The sequence below is a fragment of the Aureispira sp. CCB-E genome (assembly GCF_031326345.1).
Classification (GTDB): Bacteria; Bacteroidota; Bacteroidia; order Chitinophagales; family Saprospiraceae; genus Aureispira.
Genome location: NZ_CP133671.1, coordinates 2,799,673 through 2,816,040 on the forward strand (window position 1 = coordinate 2,799,673; position 16,368 = coordinate 2,816,040).

At 35.1% G+C, this 16,368-nt stretch carries 15 protein-coding genes; 8 read left to right on the plus strand and 7 right to left on the minus strand.

Going from position 1 to position 16,368, the window contains the following annotated elements; genetic code table 11:
- Nucleotides 1-103: 103 nt before the first annotated feature.
- Together QP953_RS10545 and QP953_RS10550 are read left to right on the plus strand one after the other, a co-directional pair.
- Nucleotides 104-718: a hypothetical protein gene (locus tag QP953_RS10545; RefSeq protein ID WP_052598686.1), complete on the plus strand. Its 615-nt coding sequence runs from the start codon at nucleotides 104-106 to the stop codon at nucleotides 716-718.
- 56 nt (nucleotides 719-774) lie between these two features.
- Nucleotides 775-1,131: a hypothetical protein gene (locus QP953_RS10550; RefSeq protein ID WP_309554960.1), complete on the plus strand. Its 357-nt coding sequence runs from the start codon at nucleotides 775-777 to the stop codon at nucleotides 1,129-1,131.
- Nucleotides 1,132-1,233: 102 nt separating this feature from the next.
- On the opposite strand, the gene QP953_RS10555 is transcribed toward QP953_RS10550, so the two are convergent.
- Nucleotides 1,234-2,973, minus strand: a complete 1,740-nt coding sequence (locus QP953_RS10555) for a leucine-rich repeat domain-containing protein (protein WP_052598691.1) — start codon at nucleotides 2,971-2,973, stop codon at nucleotides 1,234-1,236.
- Nucleotides 2,974-3,752: 779 nt separating this feature from the next.
- Between QP953_RS10555 and QP953_RS10560 the strand changes: the two genes are divergently transcribed.
- The 5 genes from QP953_RS10560 (at nucleotide 3,753) to QP953_RS10580 (ending at nucleotide 7,558) form a co-directional block, all read left to right on the plus strand.
- Nucleotides 3,753-4,760, plus strand: a complete 1,008-nt coding sequence (locus QP953_RS10560) for a succinylglutamate desuccinylase/aspartoacylase family protein (protein ID WP_052598693.1) — start codon at nucleotides 3,753-3,755, stop codon at nucleotides 4,758-4,760.
- A gap of 339 nt (nucleotides 4,761-5,099) precedes the next feature.
- A complete protein-coding gene (locus QP953_RS10565; protein ID WP_309554961.1) occupies nucleotides 5,100-5,681 on the plus strand; it encodes a sigma-70 family RNA polymerase sigma factor in 582 nt (193 codons plus the stop codon).
- Between the two features lie 32 nt (nucleotides 5,682-5,713).
- Nucleotides 5,714-6,466, plus strand: a complete 753-nt coding sequence (locus tag QP953_RS10570; RefSeq protein ID WP_309554962.1) for a hypothetical protein — start codon at nucleotides 5,714-5,716, stop codon at nucleotides 6,464-6,466.
- Nucleotides 6,467-6,695: 229 nt separating this feature from the next.
- Nucleotides 6,696-6,947, plus strand: coding sequence for a hypothetical protein (locus tag QP953_RS10575; RefSeq protein WP_309554963.1), 252 nt, complete (start codon nucleotides 6,696-6,698; stop codon nucleotides 6,945-6,947).
- A 101-nt stretch (nucleotides 6,948-7,048) separates the two neighbouring features.
- A complete protein-coding gene (locus tag QP953_RS10580; protein WP_309554965.1) occupies nucleotides 7,049-7,558 on the plus strand; it encodes a hypothetical protein in 510 nt (169 codons plus the stop codon).
- A 113-nt stretch (nucleotides 7,559-7,671) separates the two neighbouring features.
- Here the strand turns inward: QP953_RS10580 and QP953_RS10585 are convergent, their stop codons facing one another.
- The 5 genes from QP953_RS10585 to QP953_RS10605 all read right to left on the minus strand — a co-directional run bounded on the left by QP953_RS10585 (nucleotide 7,672) and on the right by QP953_RS10605 (nucleotide 13,568).
- A complete protein-coding gene (locus QP953_RS10585; RefSeq protein WP_052598702.1) occupies nucleotides 7,672-8,616 on the minus strand; it encodes a cytochrome-c peroxidase in 945 nt (314 codons plus the stop codon).
- 165 nt (nucleotides 8,617-8,781) lie between these two features.
- Nucleotides 8,782-9,348 (minus strand): hypothetical protein, encoded by a 567-nt coding sequence (locus QP953_RS10590; RefSeq protein ID WP_052598703.1) that lies wholly within the window; start codon nucleotides 9,346-9,348, stop codon nucleotides 8,782-8,784.
- A 248-nt stretch (nucleotides 9,349-9,596) separates the two neighbouring features.
- Nucleotides 9,597-12,032 (minus strand): penicillin-binding protein 1C, encoded by a 2,436-nt coding sequence (gene pbpC / locus QP953_RS10595; protein WP_309554966.1) that lies wholly within the window; start codon nucleotides 12,030-12,032, stop codon nucleotides 9,597-9,599.
- A gap of 35 nt (nucleotides 12,033-12,067) precedes the next feature.
- Nucleotides 12,068-12,502, minus strand: a complete 435-nt coding sequence (locus QP953_RS10600; RefSeq protein ID WP_052598705.1) for a hypothetical protein — start codon at nucleotides 12,500-12,502, stop codon at nucleotides 12,068-12,070.
- Nucleotides 12,503-12,509: 7 nt separating this feature from the next.
- Nucleotides 12,510-13,568: a tetratricopeptide repeat protein gene (locus tag QP953_RS10605; RefSeq protein ID WP_309554967.1), complete on the minus strand. Its 1,059-nt coding sequence runs from the start codon at nucleotides 13,566-13,568 to the stop codon at nucleotides 12,510-12,512.
- A 754-nt stretch (nucleotides 13,569-14,322) separates the two neighbouring features.
- Between QP953_RS10605 and QP953_RS10610 the strand changes: the two genes are divergently transcribed.
- Nucleotides 14,323-15,072, plus strand: coding sequence for a hypothetical protein (locus QP953_RS10610; protein ID WP_309554969.1), 750 nt, complete (start codon nucleotides 14,323-14,325; stop codon nucleotides 15,070-15,072).
- A gap of 116 nt (nucleotides 15,073-15,188) precedes the next feature.
- On the opposite strand, the gene QP953_RS10615 is transcribed toward QP953_RS10610, so the two are convergent.
- Nucleotides 15,189-16,211, minus strand: coding sequence for a DNA/RNA non-specific endonuclease (locus QP953_RS10615; RefSeq protein WP_052598737.1), 1,023 nt, complete (start codon nucleotides 16,209-16,211; stop codon nucleotides 15,189-15,191).
- Between the last annotated feature and the right edge of the window lie 157 nt (nucleotides 16,212-16,368).

The following is a 16,368-nucleotide window of genomic DNA, read 5'->3' on the forward strand; positions in this document are numbered from 1 at the left end:
TCTATTATACTATAATTGATAGAGGTACTCTATTGGTAATCAACTGCGCAACACGCACGAAATACCACGAAGTAATGATACTATACAACTAACTATTATAACTATGAAAAATGTCATAACATTATTATTACTAGGAATGATAACAGCGATCAACGCTCAAACAAAGGTCGTGAAAACCCTAAATCCCCAAAAGTGCCCCAATGTAAATATCAAAGTACCCAACCATTTGTTAGAGCATCAGGCATGGGATGAAGGGGGAGTGCGAATAGACATTACTGTTGAGGTTGATTTGCCCGAAGTGATACTAAGAGAACTCGTAAAAGCAGGGCGGTATGCTTTGCAAGGAAAAAAAATGGAGACTTCTTATATTCTATCGGTGCCCAATATGGATATTCCACTTTTGGTAGAAGGTCAAAAGGTAAAAGAGGCGGTGTCTATTAATGTAACTACTCCTGAATATATTGTCATGAATAATACAGGCGTATTATACAAAGATATTGATGAAGATGCTATTCGTGGAACTGTACGTTCTGATACTAGAGAAGAAATTGAGGCAATAATTCAACGTATGAAAGAAATACGAGAGGATTTGAATGTGCATATCAAAATTGTCTCTAGTGCAAAGAACCAAACAGCAGATACTGCAACTTTTTTGTTGACGGTAGGGCGTCATACAGCAACAGTCAAAGAATTAGAATTTCCCGTTGTGGAGGATTGATAGAATAGAGTTAATAAATAAGCTATCACAGTATTTTTTACCAAAAAAGTAATCCAATGAGTTATCATGTATACCTTTTTAGAAAAGAAGTTAAAGAACAAAACACAGGATTTGAATTTTTAGAAAATGAAAATTTGGTGTTGAATTTTACAGCAGAGCAATTTATATCTTTAAAAGAGAGATTGCTTAAATACCAGTTCCAGATTGAAAAAGAAACAGCTGATTCAATTGAGTTCAATTTCAAAGGAGGACAATATGGAATTGTTGCTATTTTGACAAAATCTCAACTGTCCTTTTCGTCTGGCTTTTCAGAAGATGGAATTTTTGAGATAGGCATGACAGCTTCTGAATTTACAGATACAGGGGATTTTGCTAAATTTGACCCTCAGTTGGGGGAGTGGGAGGAAATTTAGTGGTTGATCTTAACAGACCTAGTACGAGGTTGTAGTATTTTCTCTGCCCAATAATATGAAATGGAATAAATAAACATTCTTAGAGTAACAAAGCAATTCTTGCTATTCCCAAGCAACAGCACAATGAGGTAGGCGAGCTTCGATAAATGCTCGTTTTTCTAAAGGGATGGCGTTGTTGAGTAAACGTAATTTTCGCAATGCCACCAAATCTAAAATAGATGGAGGAAGTTTGGAAAGTTGGTTCCCCTCTAAGTTGAGGTGGTTGAGGTAAATTAATTTCCCAATAGATTCAGGGATGGTTTCTAGATTATTATAACCAAGATCCAAATAAAGGAGTTTTTTTAACTTTCCGAGTGCCTTTGGAATACTTTTTAGGCGGTTGTTTTCCAAGTGCAATTGTCTTAAGTTTTCTAATTGCTCGAAAGAGTTAGGGAGTTGGGTTAAATTATTGAGTCGTAAATCTAATAATGTTAACTTAGTTAGTTTGCCAACAGACTCTGGTAGTGATGAAAAGGAATTAAAGCCAATTTTTAATTCTTGTAAAATGGTTAAATTTTCAAAAAATAATGGCAAGGTTGATAATTCATTGTTGCTAATGTCTAGATATTGCAGTTGTTTTAAATGAATAATATTTTGTGGCAACAATTGCAACTGGTTGGCACTTAAATCCAAGTGTTGGAGCTCTGTTAGTAGCCCAATTTCTTCGGGGATTGTACTCAACAGATTGTTGCTAAGTGTTAGGTGCTTCAAATGTATAAAATAACCAATCCAATAAGGCAACTCTTCTAAGTTTTTGAAACTCAGGTCTAAATATTCAAGCTTGGTTATGTTTTCGATATTTTTAGGAATATAATCAATTTCATTCCAATCTAATTGTAGTGTTTGTAGGTTGGATAATTCTCCAAATGACTCAGGCAAAGAGACCAGTTCAGAACCTCTCAAATCTAGATATTCCAAACTAGATAATTCACCAAAAGAGGAGGGGAGCATCTGAAGCTTATTCCATTGGAATGACAACCGCTCTAGATGGGATAAATTGCCAAAAAATTCAGGTAATTGAATTAAGTTATTTGAAGAAAGCTCTAAAACACGAAGTTGGTTCAAATTACCAAAAGAATAGGGCAGTTCCATAATTTTATTTCTTGATAAATTGAGGTAGCTCAACTGTTCCAAATTGCCAATAGAATTGGGAAGTGCTCTAAGTTTGTTTCCCTCCAAATCCAAAAACTGTAATTGATGAAGTCGATCAATTGATTCTGGTATTTCGGATAGATTATTTTTAGACAATAGTAGAAATTTGAGTTTTGGAAAACGAAGGATAGAACTTGGAAATGTTTCTAAACCTTGATGACTCAAGTCTAAAACTTCTGTTTTAAGGGTGAGATCTTGGACGGATTTTGCCAAAAGAAAAAGTTGTCCTAAACTATCTAGCCAATACTGATGCTTGCCTTTTTGTACAACAGCGTGTGCCGTTGACGGTGAAAAGGGGAGTGCTGTGTTGTATTCATAGGGAAATACAACCTTTCCTTGTGCATTTAGATAGCCATATTTTCCATTTTGATAATCTAATACCAAGTTAGAATTGCCTAAGGGGTAATTGCCTTTTTGTCGATGTTCATACAACAATTCAAATAAAGCATGGATCTTTTTGTGAATACTACCAGAAAATGTAGGGTCGCAGACTTGTACAGCTTGATAATGTGCTAGTGCTTGTTTGTATTCTCCTTGCAATAGGTAGTAGTTGGCGTTTTCTAATAACTCCTTGCAGTTAGGAGTAGCCGATTGTGCCGCTATGAATAGTGGATATAAAAATAGGAAAAATAGTGTTGTTATTATTTTCATAAATAAGATCACTTGGAAGTCTCTTGGGCATTATTAATTGATATTAGACAAAATCCCTGAGAACCATTGTTGCAAATTTTTATATACTACATAATGTAACAATTTGTTAGAGAAAAATACAAGGCTTTATGATGATTCAATTATTGGCTGTGGTTATTACTAACTTTAATGGAATAGCTACGAAAAAGGTCAACTGTTGAATTAGGACTTTTATGGGAAATATTATTTTGAGGCAATTCTTATAAACAATAGTTAGCTGCGCTGCTACTGCGTGGTTTCAACGACCACGAAGTAGCAGCATAGCTAACTACTATATAAAAATACCTTTCCCAAATTTTTAGTAGGTATAAAAGGTTTCTACTCTGTTTCTGTTTGGTTTAAATTAAGAACAGCTTCTAGGAAAATTCAAGTTCTAATCGTATCTTTGCTTTTACGACCATTATAATAAATTTAGTACATTCTAGACTTAGCGACATTACACATACAATAACGTAAATTTGTAACGATTTGTAACAATACTAGTTGCGAATTTCTTTAACTTTTGTTTGTATATGTGTACTTAATGAATTATCAAAGAGTGGGTTGGAGTATGAATAAGCTTTTATAGTTGATGTTTTAGTAGTTAGTTGTGTTGCTATTTCGAACAGCTTGGTTAATAATCAATAGTTTAGGGTGGATTGTGGTAATGTTGTTGATTATTAGTTTGTTATGGCGGTGTTGGTGAAAACAAACACAAAAGCTTTACTTCAATAGGACGTAGCCTAAAAATACGAAATTTTATGAATAAAGTTGTTAATAAGAATAGAATAATAGGGGAACGCATCGGCGGTAAGCCAGGACCTTTAATGATTGTTTTTGCTCAAATTCATGGAAATGAACCTGCTGGATATAAGGCGGTTCAGGAGTTGTTTAAAGCAATTGATGCAGAATATATTAAAAATCCTAAGTTTGAGTTTTGTGGTAGAATCGTTGCTTTGTTGGGAAATATGAAAGCAGCAGCAGCAAATGTACGATATATTGAGAAGGATTTGAATAGGAGTTGGTTGCCACAAGAGATTAATCGCATTCGTCAAATAGAAAATATAGCAGATTTAGATGCTGAAGATCAAGAGATCAAAGAGAATTTAGAATTAATTGATGCTTATATTGATTTGTGCCAACCTCCTAGAGTTGTTGTTTTAGATTTGCATACAACGACTGCACATGGAGGAATCTTTACAATTCCTTCACAAAATCCAGAAGCGAGAAGAATTGGTTTAAATATGCATGCGCCCGTATTGCACGGATTTTTGGATGGCTTAAAAGGTACTACCTTACATTATTTTTCACAAGAAAATTTTGAAGTAGATATGAATGCTGTTTGCTTTGAGGCAGGGCAGCATCAAAGTGAAGATTCTTATAAGCATGCTGTCTCTGCAATTATCCAGTGTTTTAAATCGATAGGAGGTTTTTATGCAAAAGATATAGAAAATAAACACGATCAACTGTTAGAAGAACGGTCCAAGGGGCTTCCATTAGAAGCTAAGTTGATGTATGTGCATCAAATAAAACCAGATGATAACTTTAAAATGATTGACAGCAAGGTTTATAGCAACTTTGACCCTATTGAAAAGGGAGAAATTTTGGCATACGATAAAAATGGACCTGTATGTTCTCCTTATGATGGTCTGATTTTGATGCCGTTGTACCAACAACAAGGGAGCGATGGTTTTTTTGTTATTCAAGAAATAACGGCTCGCTCGAAAGAAGAACAAAATTCTAACCCTGTGGCTTCTAATCTTTCTTAATAGAGCATTTATGAGATATAGGTTTTGTTAACGACAGAATTTGCACCTATTTCTAGGTATTGCTCTAAAAGGTTTACCTTTTGAAGGTTAAGTAATCGTTTTTGTTCTTCTTTTTCTGACCTCTTACTTAATTGAATTATAAATAGTGTGCGCTATCTTGAATTAGTACTTGATTGTGTTGCTACTGTGTGGTCGTGAACTATTTTTTATGGTTCGTAAGTTTTATTAATTCTTAGTTTACATTAACTTAGAGGGAAATAGGACACTTACTCCAATACCTAAACCAAGACAATAAGCAGCTACAATGCCCCCTAGTAGCTTTCATGTAAAAAAAATAAAATGAAAGAATCTATTTCTCAGAAAATTGATGTGGCTCATTGGGTCAATACGCATAGTGATGCCCTTTATCGGTATGCTTACTCCAAAACAGGGGATCGGCATGTTGCAGAAGATTTAGTACAAGAGGCTTTTTTAGGTGCTTTGCAGAGCACAAAGCAAGCTGGAGAAATTCAAAACCAAAAATCGTGGTTGTTCTCTATTCTTAGAAACAAAATTGTTGACTATTATCGAAAACTAGAACGAGAAAGCAAACAAGCTACGCATGGATATAGTGAGGAGGAGATGGATGAGAATGCTCATTTTATAGGAATGGGAATGTGGCGCAAAGAAGCAAGAGATATTTCTTGGACCAATACAGAAAATTTAATCACAGACCAAGAATTTAATGCTGTCTTGGATGCTTGCTTGACGAAATTGCCAGAACACTATCGAACAGTTGTACGCCTAAAGATTATGGAAAGCGAAAATACAGATCTTATCTGTCAAGATTTGGGAATCAGCAATACCAATCTCTGGCAAATAATTCACCGAACAAAGCTTCGATTGCGTGCTTGTATCAACAAGTATTGGTTTCAAGCTTAGTGAGAGTATTAAAAATACAAAAACTAAACCTCATGAAATTTTCTTTGATTATTTGGCTTACATTGGTTATTGTATCCTGTAACAATTCTATAAAAAATGAGCCTCCTCAAGAAAGGAAATATACTTATTTTCAATGTCTTGAAAGACAAATTAAAAACCAAAAATCCTATGAAGAACTAAAGAATTTTAAAAATTATCTTATAGAGAAAAAGTTGCTAAATCCTAAAGATGAGAAATCCTTAGTTAAGCTTTTCAATTCTTTGATTGATAGAAAAAGTAATGTAGACTCTACCATAAAAAAATACAACTTTGATGTTTTATGTAAAATGGAAATAGACATTTCAGATTCGTGCAAAATTGAAATATCTGCTAAAAATAAAAGCATCTATGATAGTCTAAACCTTTACATGGTGGAAGAATCTTTTGATAAAGTTATAGACTTATCAAAAAAAAACTTCTCGACTTTAGGAAATGAAACGCTAAATTCAGAAGGATTTCAATTAGGGTGTATTATTAAATTATACCAAAGCTACCAAGAAATAAAAATAAAAGACTTAACTAGTCTAAAACTCTTTATAACAACAGATAGTATCTTTATTGAAAAAGAATATACTACATTAGCAACTCTAAAAAATGATTTGACCTTAAAAGCAAAAGAAAAACAGAAAGAGTTAAAAGAGTATGGTTTTGAAAATGAAGCAACTATAGAGATGCGAGTCAGACCTGATGTAAAAATGGGGAAAATTGAAGATATAAAAGCTATTTTACAAACAATTGAATACTAAAAAAGACCGCTCTCTAACATGGCTATATAACTATCCTACGTTTTTGGGTTAAAGCTAAAGTCTTGGGCTTTTGTGAGACTGCCATAAAATCGTAGATTTTGCTACAGAAAAAATTTACCTTTAATAGCGCATAGCTTGCTGTACTATATATAGTAAGGTGATACGCAGATGTTCAAAAATCTAGAATTTAAGGGGGCAAATTCCCTTTTTAATCGATACTAACTTCATTATGTATACTTGTAAAAAAGCCACTCAATTAATAGAAAAGGAAGCAACGGAAAACCTTTCTATTTTGACCAAGATGCGACTAAAAATGCACTTAATGATGTGCAAAGCTTGCGCCGCTTACAAAAAACAAAGCCAATTATTATCATTTTGGATAAAAAATAAAAAAGCCTCAAATGTAGAACAAATGGGGCTTTCAGAGGATTTTAAAAAAGAAATGATAAAAAAAATGAAAAAAAAGCAAATGGATATGTAAGGATTCTGTCATTTTTACGACTATATAAATAAAAGACAGTTCATGTAGTATTACTACTCTGTAAGTACTACCATTTTTATCCATCACAATTATTAAGAAAAATGAAAATTACTAAATTATTTTTTGCAGCAACGGCTTTACTTTTTATTGCATACACTACTCAATCTTGTCAAGAAAAAACAACTGAACCTTCTGAATTTATTGCAGATGATGCTACTTTTTCTGGTTTTGCAAGCTGGCAATTGGCTGCTACAAAATCAGGTCCAGATCCTACCTTAGGAGCTGCACATGAAGGTAATGACAGTACTGTTACTCGTAAAATTTATTACAAAGATGCTCAAGACCCAGTTAATGGAACGTACCCAGTAGGAACAGCGATTGCTAAACACGTGTACAACACTTCTGGTTCGGTAGAAGCATACGTAGGTATGGTTAAAAGAGGCAATAGTTTCAATTCATCTCACAACGACTGGGAATGGTTTATATTGAATGCAGATGGTACCATTGCAACAGATGCTTCAGGTGCAAAACAGCGTGGTGCTAACTTGATGAATGGCGCTTGTAACCTTTGTCATGAGAAAGCAACAACAGATTACAGTTTTATAAAATAAATAAGTTTGGTTAAATAGAAAGTGTTTGTGATAGCTTTTTAGCTATCCGTATTTACTTAATTCTTGATTCTTAATGTAACTCTATGTTGGGAATCGAGAATTTTTTTTATAAACTAGTCGTTCGTATTGATAAATGCTTTGTCGGTCAACGCATGTAAAAATTGAACCAAGCAATCTTTTTCCTCTTGGGTTAAATTTAGAGGTTCTTGCAACAAGGTATCTGTATTAATAGCTCCATGAACGAATTGTGTTGGATTGTCATAATAATCAACAACTTCTTCTAGTGTAGCAAACATGCCATTGTGCATATAAGGAGCTGTAATAGCTATATTTCGTAGACCTGGGACTTTTAGTTTGCCTAAATCACTAGAATCTTGGGTGTGCTCAAAGCGACCAACATCTCCCAAGGTATCGCTACCGTTAAACAAACCAATATTTCTAAATTCATCTCCTGTAAAATCTGGTCCAAAGTGGCAATCAAAACATTTGGCTTTTTCATTAAAAATATCCCTTCCTTTTATTTGTTCTGGAGTCATAGCAGTTGTATTGCCATTAATCCACTCATCGAAAGGAGAATCACCTGGCGATTCCAACGAAAAAACAAAGGCGCCTAAAGCTGCTCCTAATGTAGCAGAATCAGGATTGGTACCATAAATTGCTTGAAATGCTGCTTGATAATGACTATGATTGTTGAGGCGACTCAGCAGTTCAGAGATGGATAAATCCATTTCAATTGGATTGTGAATAGGCATTAATACTTGTTCTTCGATAGAGCCAGCTCGACCATCATAGAAAAAATAAGGTCTTGATAGCATATTCATGGAAGAAGGGGTATTGCGAGTACCTTTCTGATTTCTAACGCCAATACTAAAAGCAACGGTATCGGCAAATGCAAAGGCTGGTTGGTGGCAGGATGCGCAACTAATAGTACTGTCCTTCGACAATAATGTATCAAAAAAAAGTTCTTTTCCTAGCTCTATGTCTGTTGTAGGGAGTTTGATAGAAATATTAGACAAACTGATCAAACCTATAAAAAGTAATAGACTAATTAACTTCATGCATCGGGGGCTTTATAAAAATAACTTAAAGTAAGTAATCATCCTTTGTTTTAACAATCTCATGGAATCATCCACGAAGTATTTATTAATTGAACAAAGATAAACTTTAAGTATGACTTTGATACAGATTTGAGGCGAATCATTTTCTTAATAACTCGTTAAACGCTACTTCAATTCTTCTACCCAACCCCACATTTCCTTTTTTTCAATCTTTTTTAAATGTTCTACCGAGATATTAAATTCTTTAGCGATCATTTTTCTACGATTTTTGCTCTCTTTTAATCGCTTTCTGATCAATTGAACTCGAGCAGGGTTAAGCTTATAGTGTGGGTTACGTTTTCTTTTTTGAGGATCAAAAACACCGTGCTCGGCAAGAAATTGTGTCATTTCTTCTTGAGACATCCATTTTAAATTCTGATAGAAATTATTGCTGACGTTTCGATCCAAATGGATTGCAAAGGTTTGACCTTCGTGTTCTTTGGGAACCCATTGTTCTGCAATTAATTTGTGTAAATAAAAGCGTTTTTGTTGACGGTTTTTAAGGAAAATATTAAAAAGAATAAAACCTTGTGTCAATTGGCAACCTTTTAGAAATTTTTCCTTGCCTGTAATTTTATCAATACTTTTCATTCTGCCATAATCCGAAAAGTAATAGGTTTTTCCGAGCGTTTCTATGTCAGGACGAACTATTGCCCACCGTTCATTCCAATAGTTTGTATGATTATTACCCATCTTTATAATTGTTTAATATTAAATTGTCATTCCTTCGTGAAATAAATACTGTAGAGAATCCAATTCACAAAGTATAAATTGTAATACAACAAGGTTTTAGAGTAGTAATCAAGAAATTAATAGGGATACTAATTACGAGTATGTTGTAACTCTTTCCAAAGGTACAAAGAAAAAGCAGTTATACGAAGTAAAATTGAGGCTTTTATCCCCTGATGATCAGAAGGTAAAGAGGATTAAAAGAACAACGTCTACCGTTTTTTGAGTACAATTTCAAAGCGTTGTTCAAGACGTACGCCATCTTCATCAACCAACACGACTTTGTGTTGACCAGGTAGAGGTTTTAGTTCCATTTCGTGAAAATCCTTTGTCATACCCAAATATTCATTATCCAAATGCCAGTAAACTGTTTTTTGGGGGAGTTGATGAGCAATCTTAAAGACGGTTCCATTTATTTCGCCATCGAAATCTACAGGAATAAAAATAGTAGTTGGATTTTTGGGATAAATAAACTGCATGGATTGCTGTTCAGCTCCAAAACGACAATCTTGCCTAAATTCTGGAGGTTTTCTGTAGCTTGGATTCTTGCTTTTAAAATAATATTCCTCCAAAGGAGGCAGCACAAACCAAGAGGTTGAAACCATATTGTTGACCGACTCACAAGCACTTGTTACCTGATACAGTTGGCTGCTATCTAGGTGTAATTGTTGGTGAAAAGGGCAGGCTTTGACTTGATAAGCATTAGAACCTACTTCGACCGTATCAATGTCTGTACAATATTTGGAAAGCCTATAACCACTTTTCTTACAAACAGGTAGCTTTTTTAACGCATGTTGAGGAGGAGTAAACCAAGAAGTTGGAGGTAGTTGATTAAACACATCAAATAGAATTGGGGCAGCAGCTTTTACACCAATTAATCCTTGTTTGCCTTCTCCTGTTGCATTGCCAACCCATACTCCAATGGTATATTCAGGGGTAACCCCAATTGCCCAAGCATCCCGAAAACCAAAACTGGTTCCTGTTTTCCAAGCTATATCTCTAGAAGATTGAAAGTATCGCCAGCCACCTTCAGAATTAGGCCGTTCCAATTGGCGCATTACTTCAAACGTATTGTAAATACTAGTGGCGTTGAGGATAGGAGCTTCACTTAAAAACGATTTGGGAGTGGGAGTACTGTCTTTTAGTAAATAATGCAAGGGTCTAAAATCAGAAGGGCTATATGCTTCGGTTTGATCTTGGATGCGTTCTTGATAATTTAGAAGCGTTCTGCCCATACTGGCATAAGCACCGCACAAATCCCATAGAGTAGCTTCTGCACCTCCTAAAATTAAAGAAAGGCCATAGTGTTTGGGAGATTGTGTGATTGTTGTTAACCCCATCTTGCGGAGTTGAGTACAAAAGTTTGCAGTTCCATATTGTTGAAGCATTCTAACCATCGGTATATTGAGTGAGCGAACTAAAGCTCGACTAGCGGGAACAACACCATCATAATTTTCGTAAAAGTTTTTGGGACGATACCCTCCAAGATACATAGGAACATCAGGAACCAAACTATGTGGTAATAAATTCCCATTGTGTAACATAGATGCATACAAAAAAGGTTTTAGAATAGAACCTGTGCTTCGTGGTGCGGTGATGATATCAACATTTTGTCCTTGGTTTTCAGTTGTATTAGGTGGAATAACATTTCCCCAATAGGAAAGTACCTCTCCCGATTTAGTGTCGCTTACCAAAACGGCAATATTGTGAACACCATTATTTTGCAAACGTTGGTATTGTTGAAGCATCAGCTGTTGGATGCGAATTTGCAAATCGGATTCTATTGTTGTTTTAAAATAAGCGTACTTTTTTTTGCTGTCGGTTGTTTTTTGGTCTTGTGCAATACGACTGACCAAATGAGGAGCTAGGCGAGGGAGTGGCAAGGGGGCTTGAGGAATCGCTTCTTCCTTGGCTAATGTTATTGTCATAGAGTCCACTAGACCTCGTTCTAAAAGTTTGGATAGTAATAAATTGCGTTTTTCTAACAAACGTTGCCTGTTTTTTCCTGGATGTACTAGACCTGGGCTATTGGGCAGTACGGCTAAAGTCGCCGCCTCGCCCCAAGATAGGAGTTGAGGAGATTTACCATAGTACCGCCAAGCAGCAGCATCCAAGCCTACAACATTGCCACCAAAAGGAGCATTGGAAGCATACATGGCTAAAATTTGAGACTTGTTATAGCGCAATTCTAATCGAGTAGCCATCATCATTTCTTGCATTTTTCTATAGATAGAACGCCCTTTGCGCTGCGTAGACATTCGAATGACTTGCATGGTAATGGTACTCGCTCCACTTGCAATTTTGCCTTGTTGATAATTGTCTCGAACGGCTCGTCCAATTCCTGTTAAGTCAATGCCAATATGATCAAAAAAACGTCGATCCTCATATTCTGTAATGGCAGTAATGAATTTTTGAGGAACGGAATCATTATGCGGAAAACGCCATTGACCATCAGATGCAATTTGTGCCCCTAACAAATAGTCATTTCGATCTACCAAAACAATACTAGTTGGTGTATCAAAGATTTTCTTAGGTAGGCAAAACCAATAAATTAGACTGATTGCCAATAGGGCAACAAGCGTTTTTTTTAGGTGGCGTACCCAAAAGAAATAAAAAATATTTTTAATGCTGTTACTAAAACGACTCAAAGAATAAGAATTAAGAAAGTATAGAGGTTTAAGGATTACTTCAACTCTGTTACAAAATTACGAATAATTAGCTCTAAATGTTCCAAAAGATGTTGTTTATACTTGTCTAATAAATTAGAAATATCCTCAATGTAATCTATTTTGTACAAAATTTTGCTTTGCTTTTGGCTGTGCATGCGGCAGATCAAAATAGCTTTGTACAAAGAAGGTGTCGTGTCGTTAGAGGCGGCAAGGGGAGGGAAATCTGTTAGAATTGTGTGATGAAAAATAAAGGATAAACCAGTTGATCCAAAATACAAGAAACGTTCTTGTTGTAATTCTTGGAGGTCGGTAATAAATAAATTAAGAATCCAAGTCAACGCTTTAGATTTTGACCAGTTTTCTTGTCCTTGAAGTAAATTTAAAACCAAAAGGTTATTGGCTGCATTATTAGAGGCTAATAATCTCTTATAGTGTTGTTCATATTTCATAAAGAAATTAGTCGGTTGTTGGAGAATCTTGTCCCAATGCTTTTTTTGCTTTTTCTTGCGCTTCGGCAACTCCTTTTAAGTAAGGATCTAAATTCAGTGCTTTTCCGTAGTTGTTCAATGCCTCTTGATGGCGGTTAGAGGCAGCCTCTAGCAGTCCTAAGTAATAATAAGCCAATGCATTGTTGGTGTCTAATTGATGGACTTTATGAACATCTTCATAGGCACTTAGCAACTGTTCTGCTTGCAATTTAGAATAAGCTCGATTAAGATATGCAGAAGTATTGTTAGGATCCAATTCTATAGCTTTAGAATAGGCAACAATTGCTTTTAAAAATTGTTTGTTTTCTTTGTGTGCATTTCCTTTGTTGATGTATAACAGTGGGATAGATGGATCTAGTTCTATAGCTCTGTCAAAGTCTTCTATAGCATCCCAGTAGCGTTGAATTTCCATAGAAGTAAGTCCTCTGTTGTTATATGCTGATATAAAAAAGGAATCTACTTCGATAGCTTGAGAATATAGAATTAGTGCATCTGAATATTGCTCTAAATCAAAACGAATATCGCCCATATTATCATAAGCATCGGCATAATAAGGATCCAAAAGAAGGGCTTTCCTATAATCATCTAATGCTTCTTTTAAGTTTTCAGAAGCTCTATTAGCTAACCCTCTATTGTTATAAGCTAAAGCAAATTGAGGATCCAAAGCAATAGCTTTATTATAGTTATTAATAGCTTTACTGTAATTGCCATATAAAAAATAAATCCATCCCATGTTGTTATAAACAACGGGATAGTTAGGGTTTATGGCGATACTAATTTCGTAATCTTCCAATGCCTTTTCATATTGTTCCAATCGTTCATAAGCAACACCTCTATTGATGATCGCTTCTATCATTTGGGCATTTTTTTCTAATGCATCGCTGTAATAAGCAACAGCTGCATCAAAATCGCCCTGATCAAAGCTTTCTTGCCCTTGTTGAAAAAGCTCATCAGCAGTATACTGCCCAGATGCAAAAGAGGAATAAAATAGACCAATAATTATAAAAAGTGCGGAAATTGCTTGCATTTGAATAGAAATAAAAGTGAGTAGATTAAATATTGGTTGGTATGCTTTAAGTAAGTGGTCAGAAAAAAGAAGAACAAAAATGGGATTATTTTTTTGCGAATCCAAGAAGAAAAAGGAAGGCTTAGCGAGCTAAGACAAGTTTTTCTGATGAAGAGTAGCGCAAAAAGAAGGCTGTTTTAGCTACGCTGCTACTGCGTGGTACTTGTTATTTTTTTTGAACGATTACTTAAAAGTATCATTGATACGTAAAAAGAATGCAGAAAATATCATTCCAAAGCCTTTGCAGGCTTACATTTTTTAACCTTGTAAATTAGATATTTTAAAGTTAAAAACTCTTGATCCCTCAAAAAACTCTTGTTTTTCTGTTGCGCAAAGATAATATCAATTATAAGAAAGTAAATATTGCAAAAAATAAAATAAAGTGAGTTAGATAAGGTTGATAGGTAAGTGTTTGATAGTTAGTGTTTTTTGTTTTTTTAATTATTTGAAAAAACTATAAAGTAACACAAATGATGTCTAATATGATTCTCTTTTCTTAGTAGTTTTTTCTCCAAAGGAATATTTTTTGGTTTTTCTTTGTGAAAGGATCAATAAAGGCCTTATATCCTCCTTTTAAAATCAAAAAATCTATCAAAATAAGATAGTATATCAGTGCGAGTCAACCTCTTTTGGCTTTTACTCAATGTTATGTACTTGTGTGCCAGTAAATCGTTGATGCTATCTTTAAAAATGTATTAAAAAAATAAATAAAAAGATGAAAAAACTATTTTTTATGCTATACTTATCTGTGTTCCTATTTTCGTGCGCAGAAGAAGACCCATGTGATTTTCAAGCGAATACTCCTGATAATCCAGAGTGTTATTGTAATCACTTAGATTGTCAAAATGGAGGTGTTGTGGCTGTTGCAGTAAGAAGTACAGGATTTGTTTATGCAGACTCTTGTCATTGTAGTTGTCCTACAGGATGGACTGGACCGCTTTGTACAGTACCCGCTGGTAGTGGTGGCGGCACAGGAGGTGGAACTGGTGGCGGCACAGGAGGCGGTACTGGCGGAGGTACAGGAGGTGGCACAGGCGGAGGTACAGGAGGTGGCACAGGTGGAGGCACAGGTGGAGGCACAGGTGGAGGCACAGGTGGAGGTGGTACTGTTGGTACATTAGCGTATGTTGGTGCATATGATTTAGATAGTACTCAAATCAATAGTATGACTTGTTTGAATGACCCAGGAAGCTTTCTTTATGATGTTTTGTATTTTGATATAGTACAAGATACAGACCCAGCCAATGCAGGAAATAACTATGTGGATATTGTTTATACAGATTTTGTTTTAGACCAAACGTATAAAATTGAGGATATTGCAATTGCAACCAATGGCTCTATTTCATTTAGTCAACAAGGTATTTCTTTGACAGGAACATTTTCAGAAACTAACAATATAAAGTATTTCCAAGGAACGATTTCAATGAATGGTTCAAGTTGTAATATTTGGTATAGAACATACTAATACGGATATTCAATTCCGTATAAATATACATAAAGAAACTCTTTCAGAATCTTGCTCTGAAAGAGTTTTTATTGTTATTGTTTGATCTTTTAATAGTTCGTTGCTTGCAATTGATGTTATTCATCAGGGGCAGGTATAGCTTCAGGACCCTCATCGAACCATCGATCAGAAGTTCTACTTTTTTCTAAATACGTTTCTAAATCATCAGGAAGTTTAGGAAAAAAATCAATTTGAGTCAACGCTTCAATATCGTCAATAGAGACCATATAGTCCTCATAAAAACCTTTGCAGAGCTTATTGGGCATCAAAAATGCGATGGCATGTGGATGTTTAGGATTTAGGTCAACTACAATTTTGTAAAATTGTTTGGGAATACTGATACGATTATCTTTTCCAATTTTTCGGAGATGTTTTTTTAGAATAGGTCCCGAAACGACATACAATTTTTTCTTTTGGCTTGCCCATTCTCTAACCTTATTTTCAAGCCCTTTCCACATACCTCTATTAAATGAAGGAGCTTGGGGACTCATATTACTCATATAAAAAGACTCATCAACTGCGTTGGCAGAATATTTAAAATCAGCAGCAGGTGCCAAATGCCCTCTGTCGTAACCAGAGCGCGTATAATCCGTTGGTTTGGCTGTTTGAGTGGGAACATCAGGATCCGATCTAAAGTGATCATTTCGCCCATGTTTGCCTTTTAAGTGTTTGTCTAAAAGAGTATAAGCTACCCATTCCGCTTGTTCATGCTTTTCATTATAACGCAAGGTGTACGCTTGGTGCTTGATGACCATTTTATCATTATTTTGAAATGCGGGCAAGCCTACAGTTTCATCTAGTTCTGTCTCTTGTTGATTAGGGAGAGGGATGTCGTTGTTGGTGACCTTGTTATCTTCTAGATTTCTAGTAACGTCTTCTTCAATAGTGGCAACTGTACCCCACATCTGAGTTAGAAAACCTCCTGTAGCATTGTCAATAACACCAAATAGGGGAGTAAAAAAAGTAAGCACACCTGCTCCAAAAATAGCCGTAAAAAAGGCAGTAATTTTCCTTTGCCAAGAACTTTTATGAGGTGTATTGTTAGAAGTATTTTGGGTAGTAGTAGTTGTGCGAGACGTTTTTTTTGTCTTTTTTGCCATGAAATTAAATGCTGTATTGTGAAGTTGACAAAAATCGAATCATTTAGAACTCGGCTAAAGCAGCTTATTATTTAACTCAATTGTTGTTGTGCAGATAGCCTAAGTCGTACTTGTTACTAACTTGTACGGGAGTTTGAACTAAATCAACGATATTTTG

Excerpts from the sequence above, each read along its gene's own strand:
- QP953_RS10545 (WP_052598686.1), top strand. The coding sequence starts at position 104 with ATGAAAAATGTCATAACATTATTATTACTAGGAATGATAACAGCGATC.
- QP953_RS10550 (WP_309554960.1), top strand. The coding sequence starts at position 775 with ATGAGTTATCATGTATACCTTTTTAGAAAAGAAGTTAAAGAACAAAAC.
- QP953_RS10555 (WP_052598691.1), bottom strand. The coding sequence starts at position 2,973 with ATGAAAATAATAACAACACTATTTTTCCTATTTTTATATCCACTATTC.
- QP953_RS10560 (WP_052598693.1), top strand. The coding sequence starts at position 3,753 with ATGAATAAAGTTGTTAATAAGAATAGAATAATAGGGGAACGCATCGGC.
- QP953_RS10565 (WP_309554961.1), top strand. The coding sequence starts at position 5,100 with ATGAAAGAATCTATTTCTCAGAAAATTGATGTGGCTCATTGGGTCAAT.
- QP953_RS10570 (WP_309554962.1), top strand. The coding sequence starts at position 5,714 with ATGAAATTTTCTTTGATTATTTGGCTTACATTGGTTATTGTATCCTGT.
- QP953_RS10575 (WP_309554963.1), top strand. The coding sequence starts at position 6,696 with ATGTATACTTGTAAAAAAGCCACTCAATTAATAGAAAAGGAAGCAACG.
- QP953_RS10580 (WP_309554965.1), top strand. The coding sequence starts at position 7,049 with ATGAAAATTACTAAATTATTTTTTGCAGCAACGGCTTTACTTTTTATT.
- QP953_RS10585 (WP_052598702.1), bottom strand. The coding sequence starts at position 8,616 with ATGAAGTTAATTAGTCTATTACTTTTTATAGGTTTGATCAGTTTGTCT.
- QP953_RS10590 (WP_052598703.1), bottom strand. The coding sequence starts at position 9,348 with ATGGGTAATAATCATACAAACTATTGGAATGAACGGTGGGCAATAGTT.
- QP953_RS10600 (WP_052598705.1), bottom strand. The coding sequence starts at position 12,502 with ATGAAATATGAACAACACTATAAGAGATTATTAGCCTCTAATAATGCA.
- QP953_RS10605 (WP_309554967.1), bottom strand. The coding sequence starts at position 13,568 with ATGCAAGCAATTTCCGCACTTTTTATAATTATTGGTCTATTTTATTCC.
- QP953_RS10610 (WP_309554969.1), top strand. The coding sequence starts at position 14,323 with ATGAAAAAACTATTTTTTATGCTATACTTATCTGTGTTCCTATTTTCG.
- QP953_RS10615 (WP_052598737.1), bottom strand. The coding sequence starts at position 16,211 with ATGGCAAAAAAGACAAAAAAAACGTCTCGCACAACTACTACTACCCAA.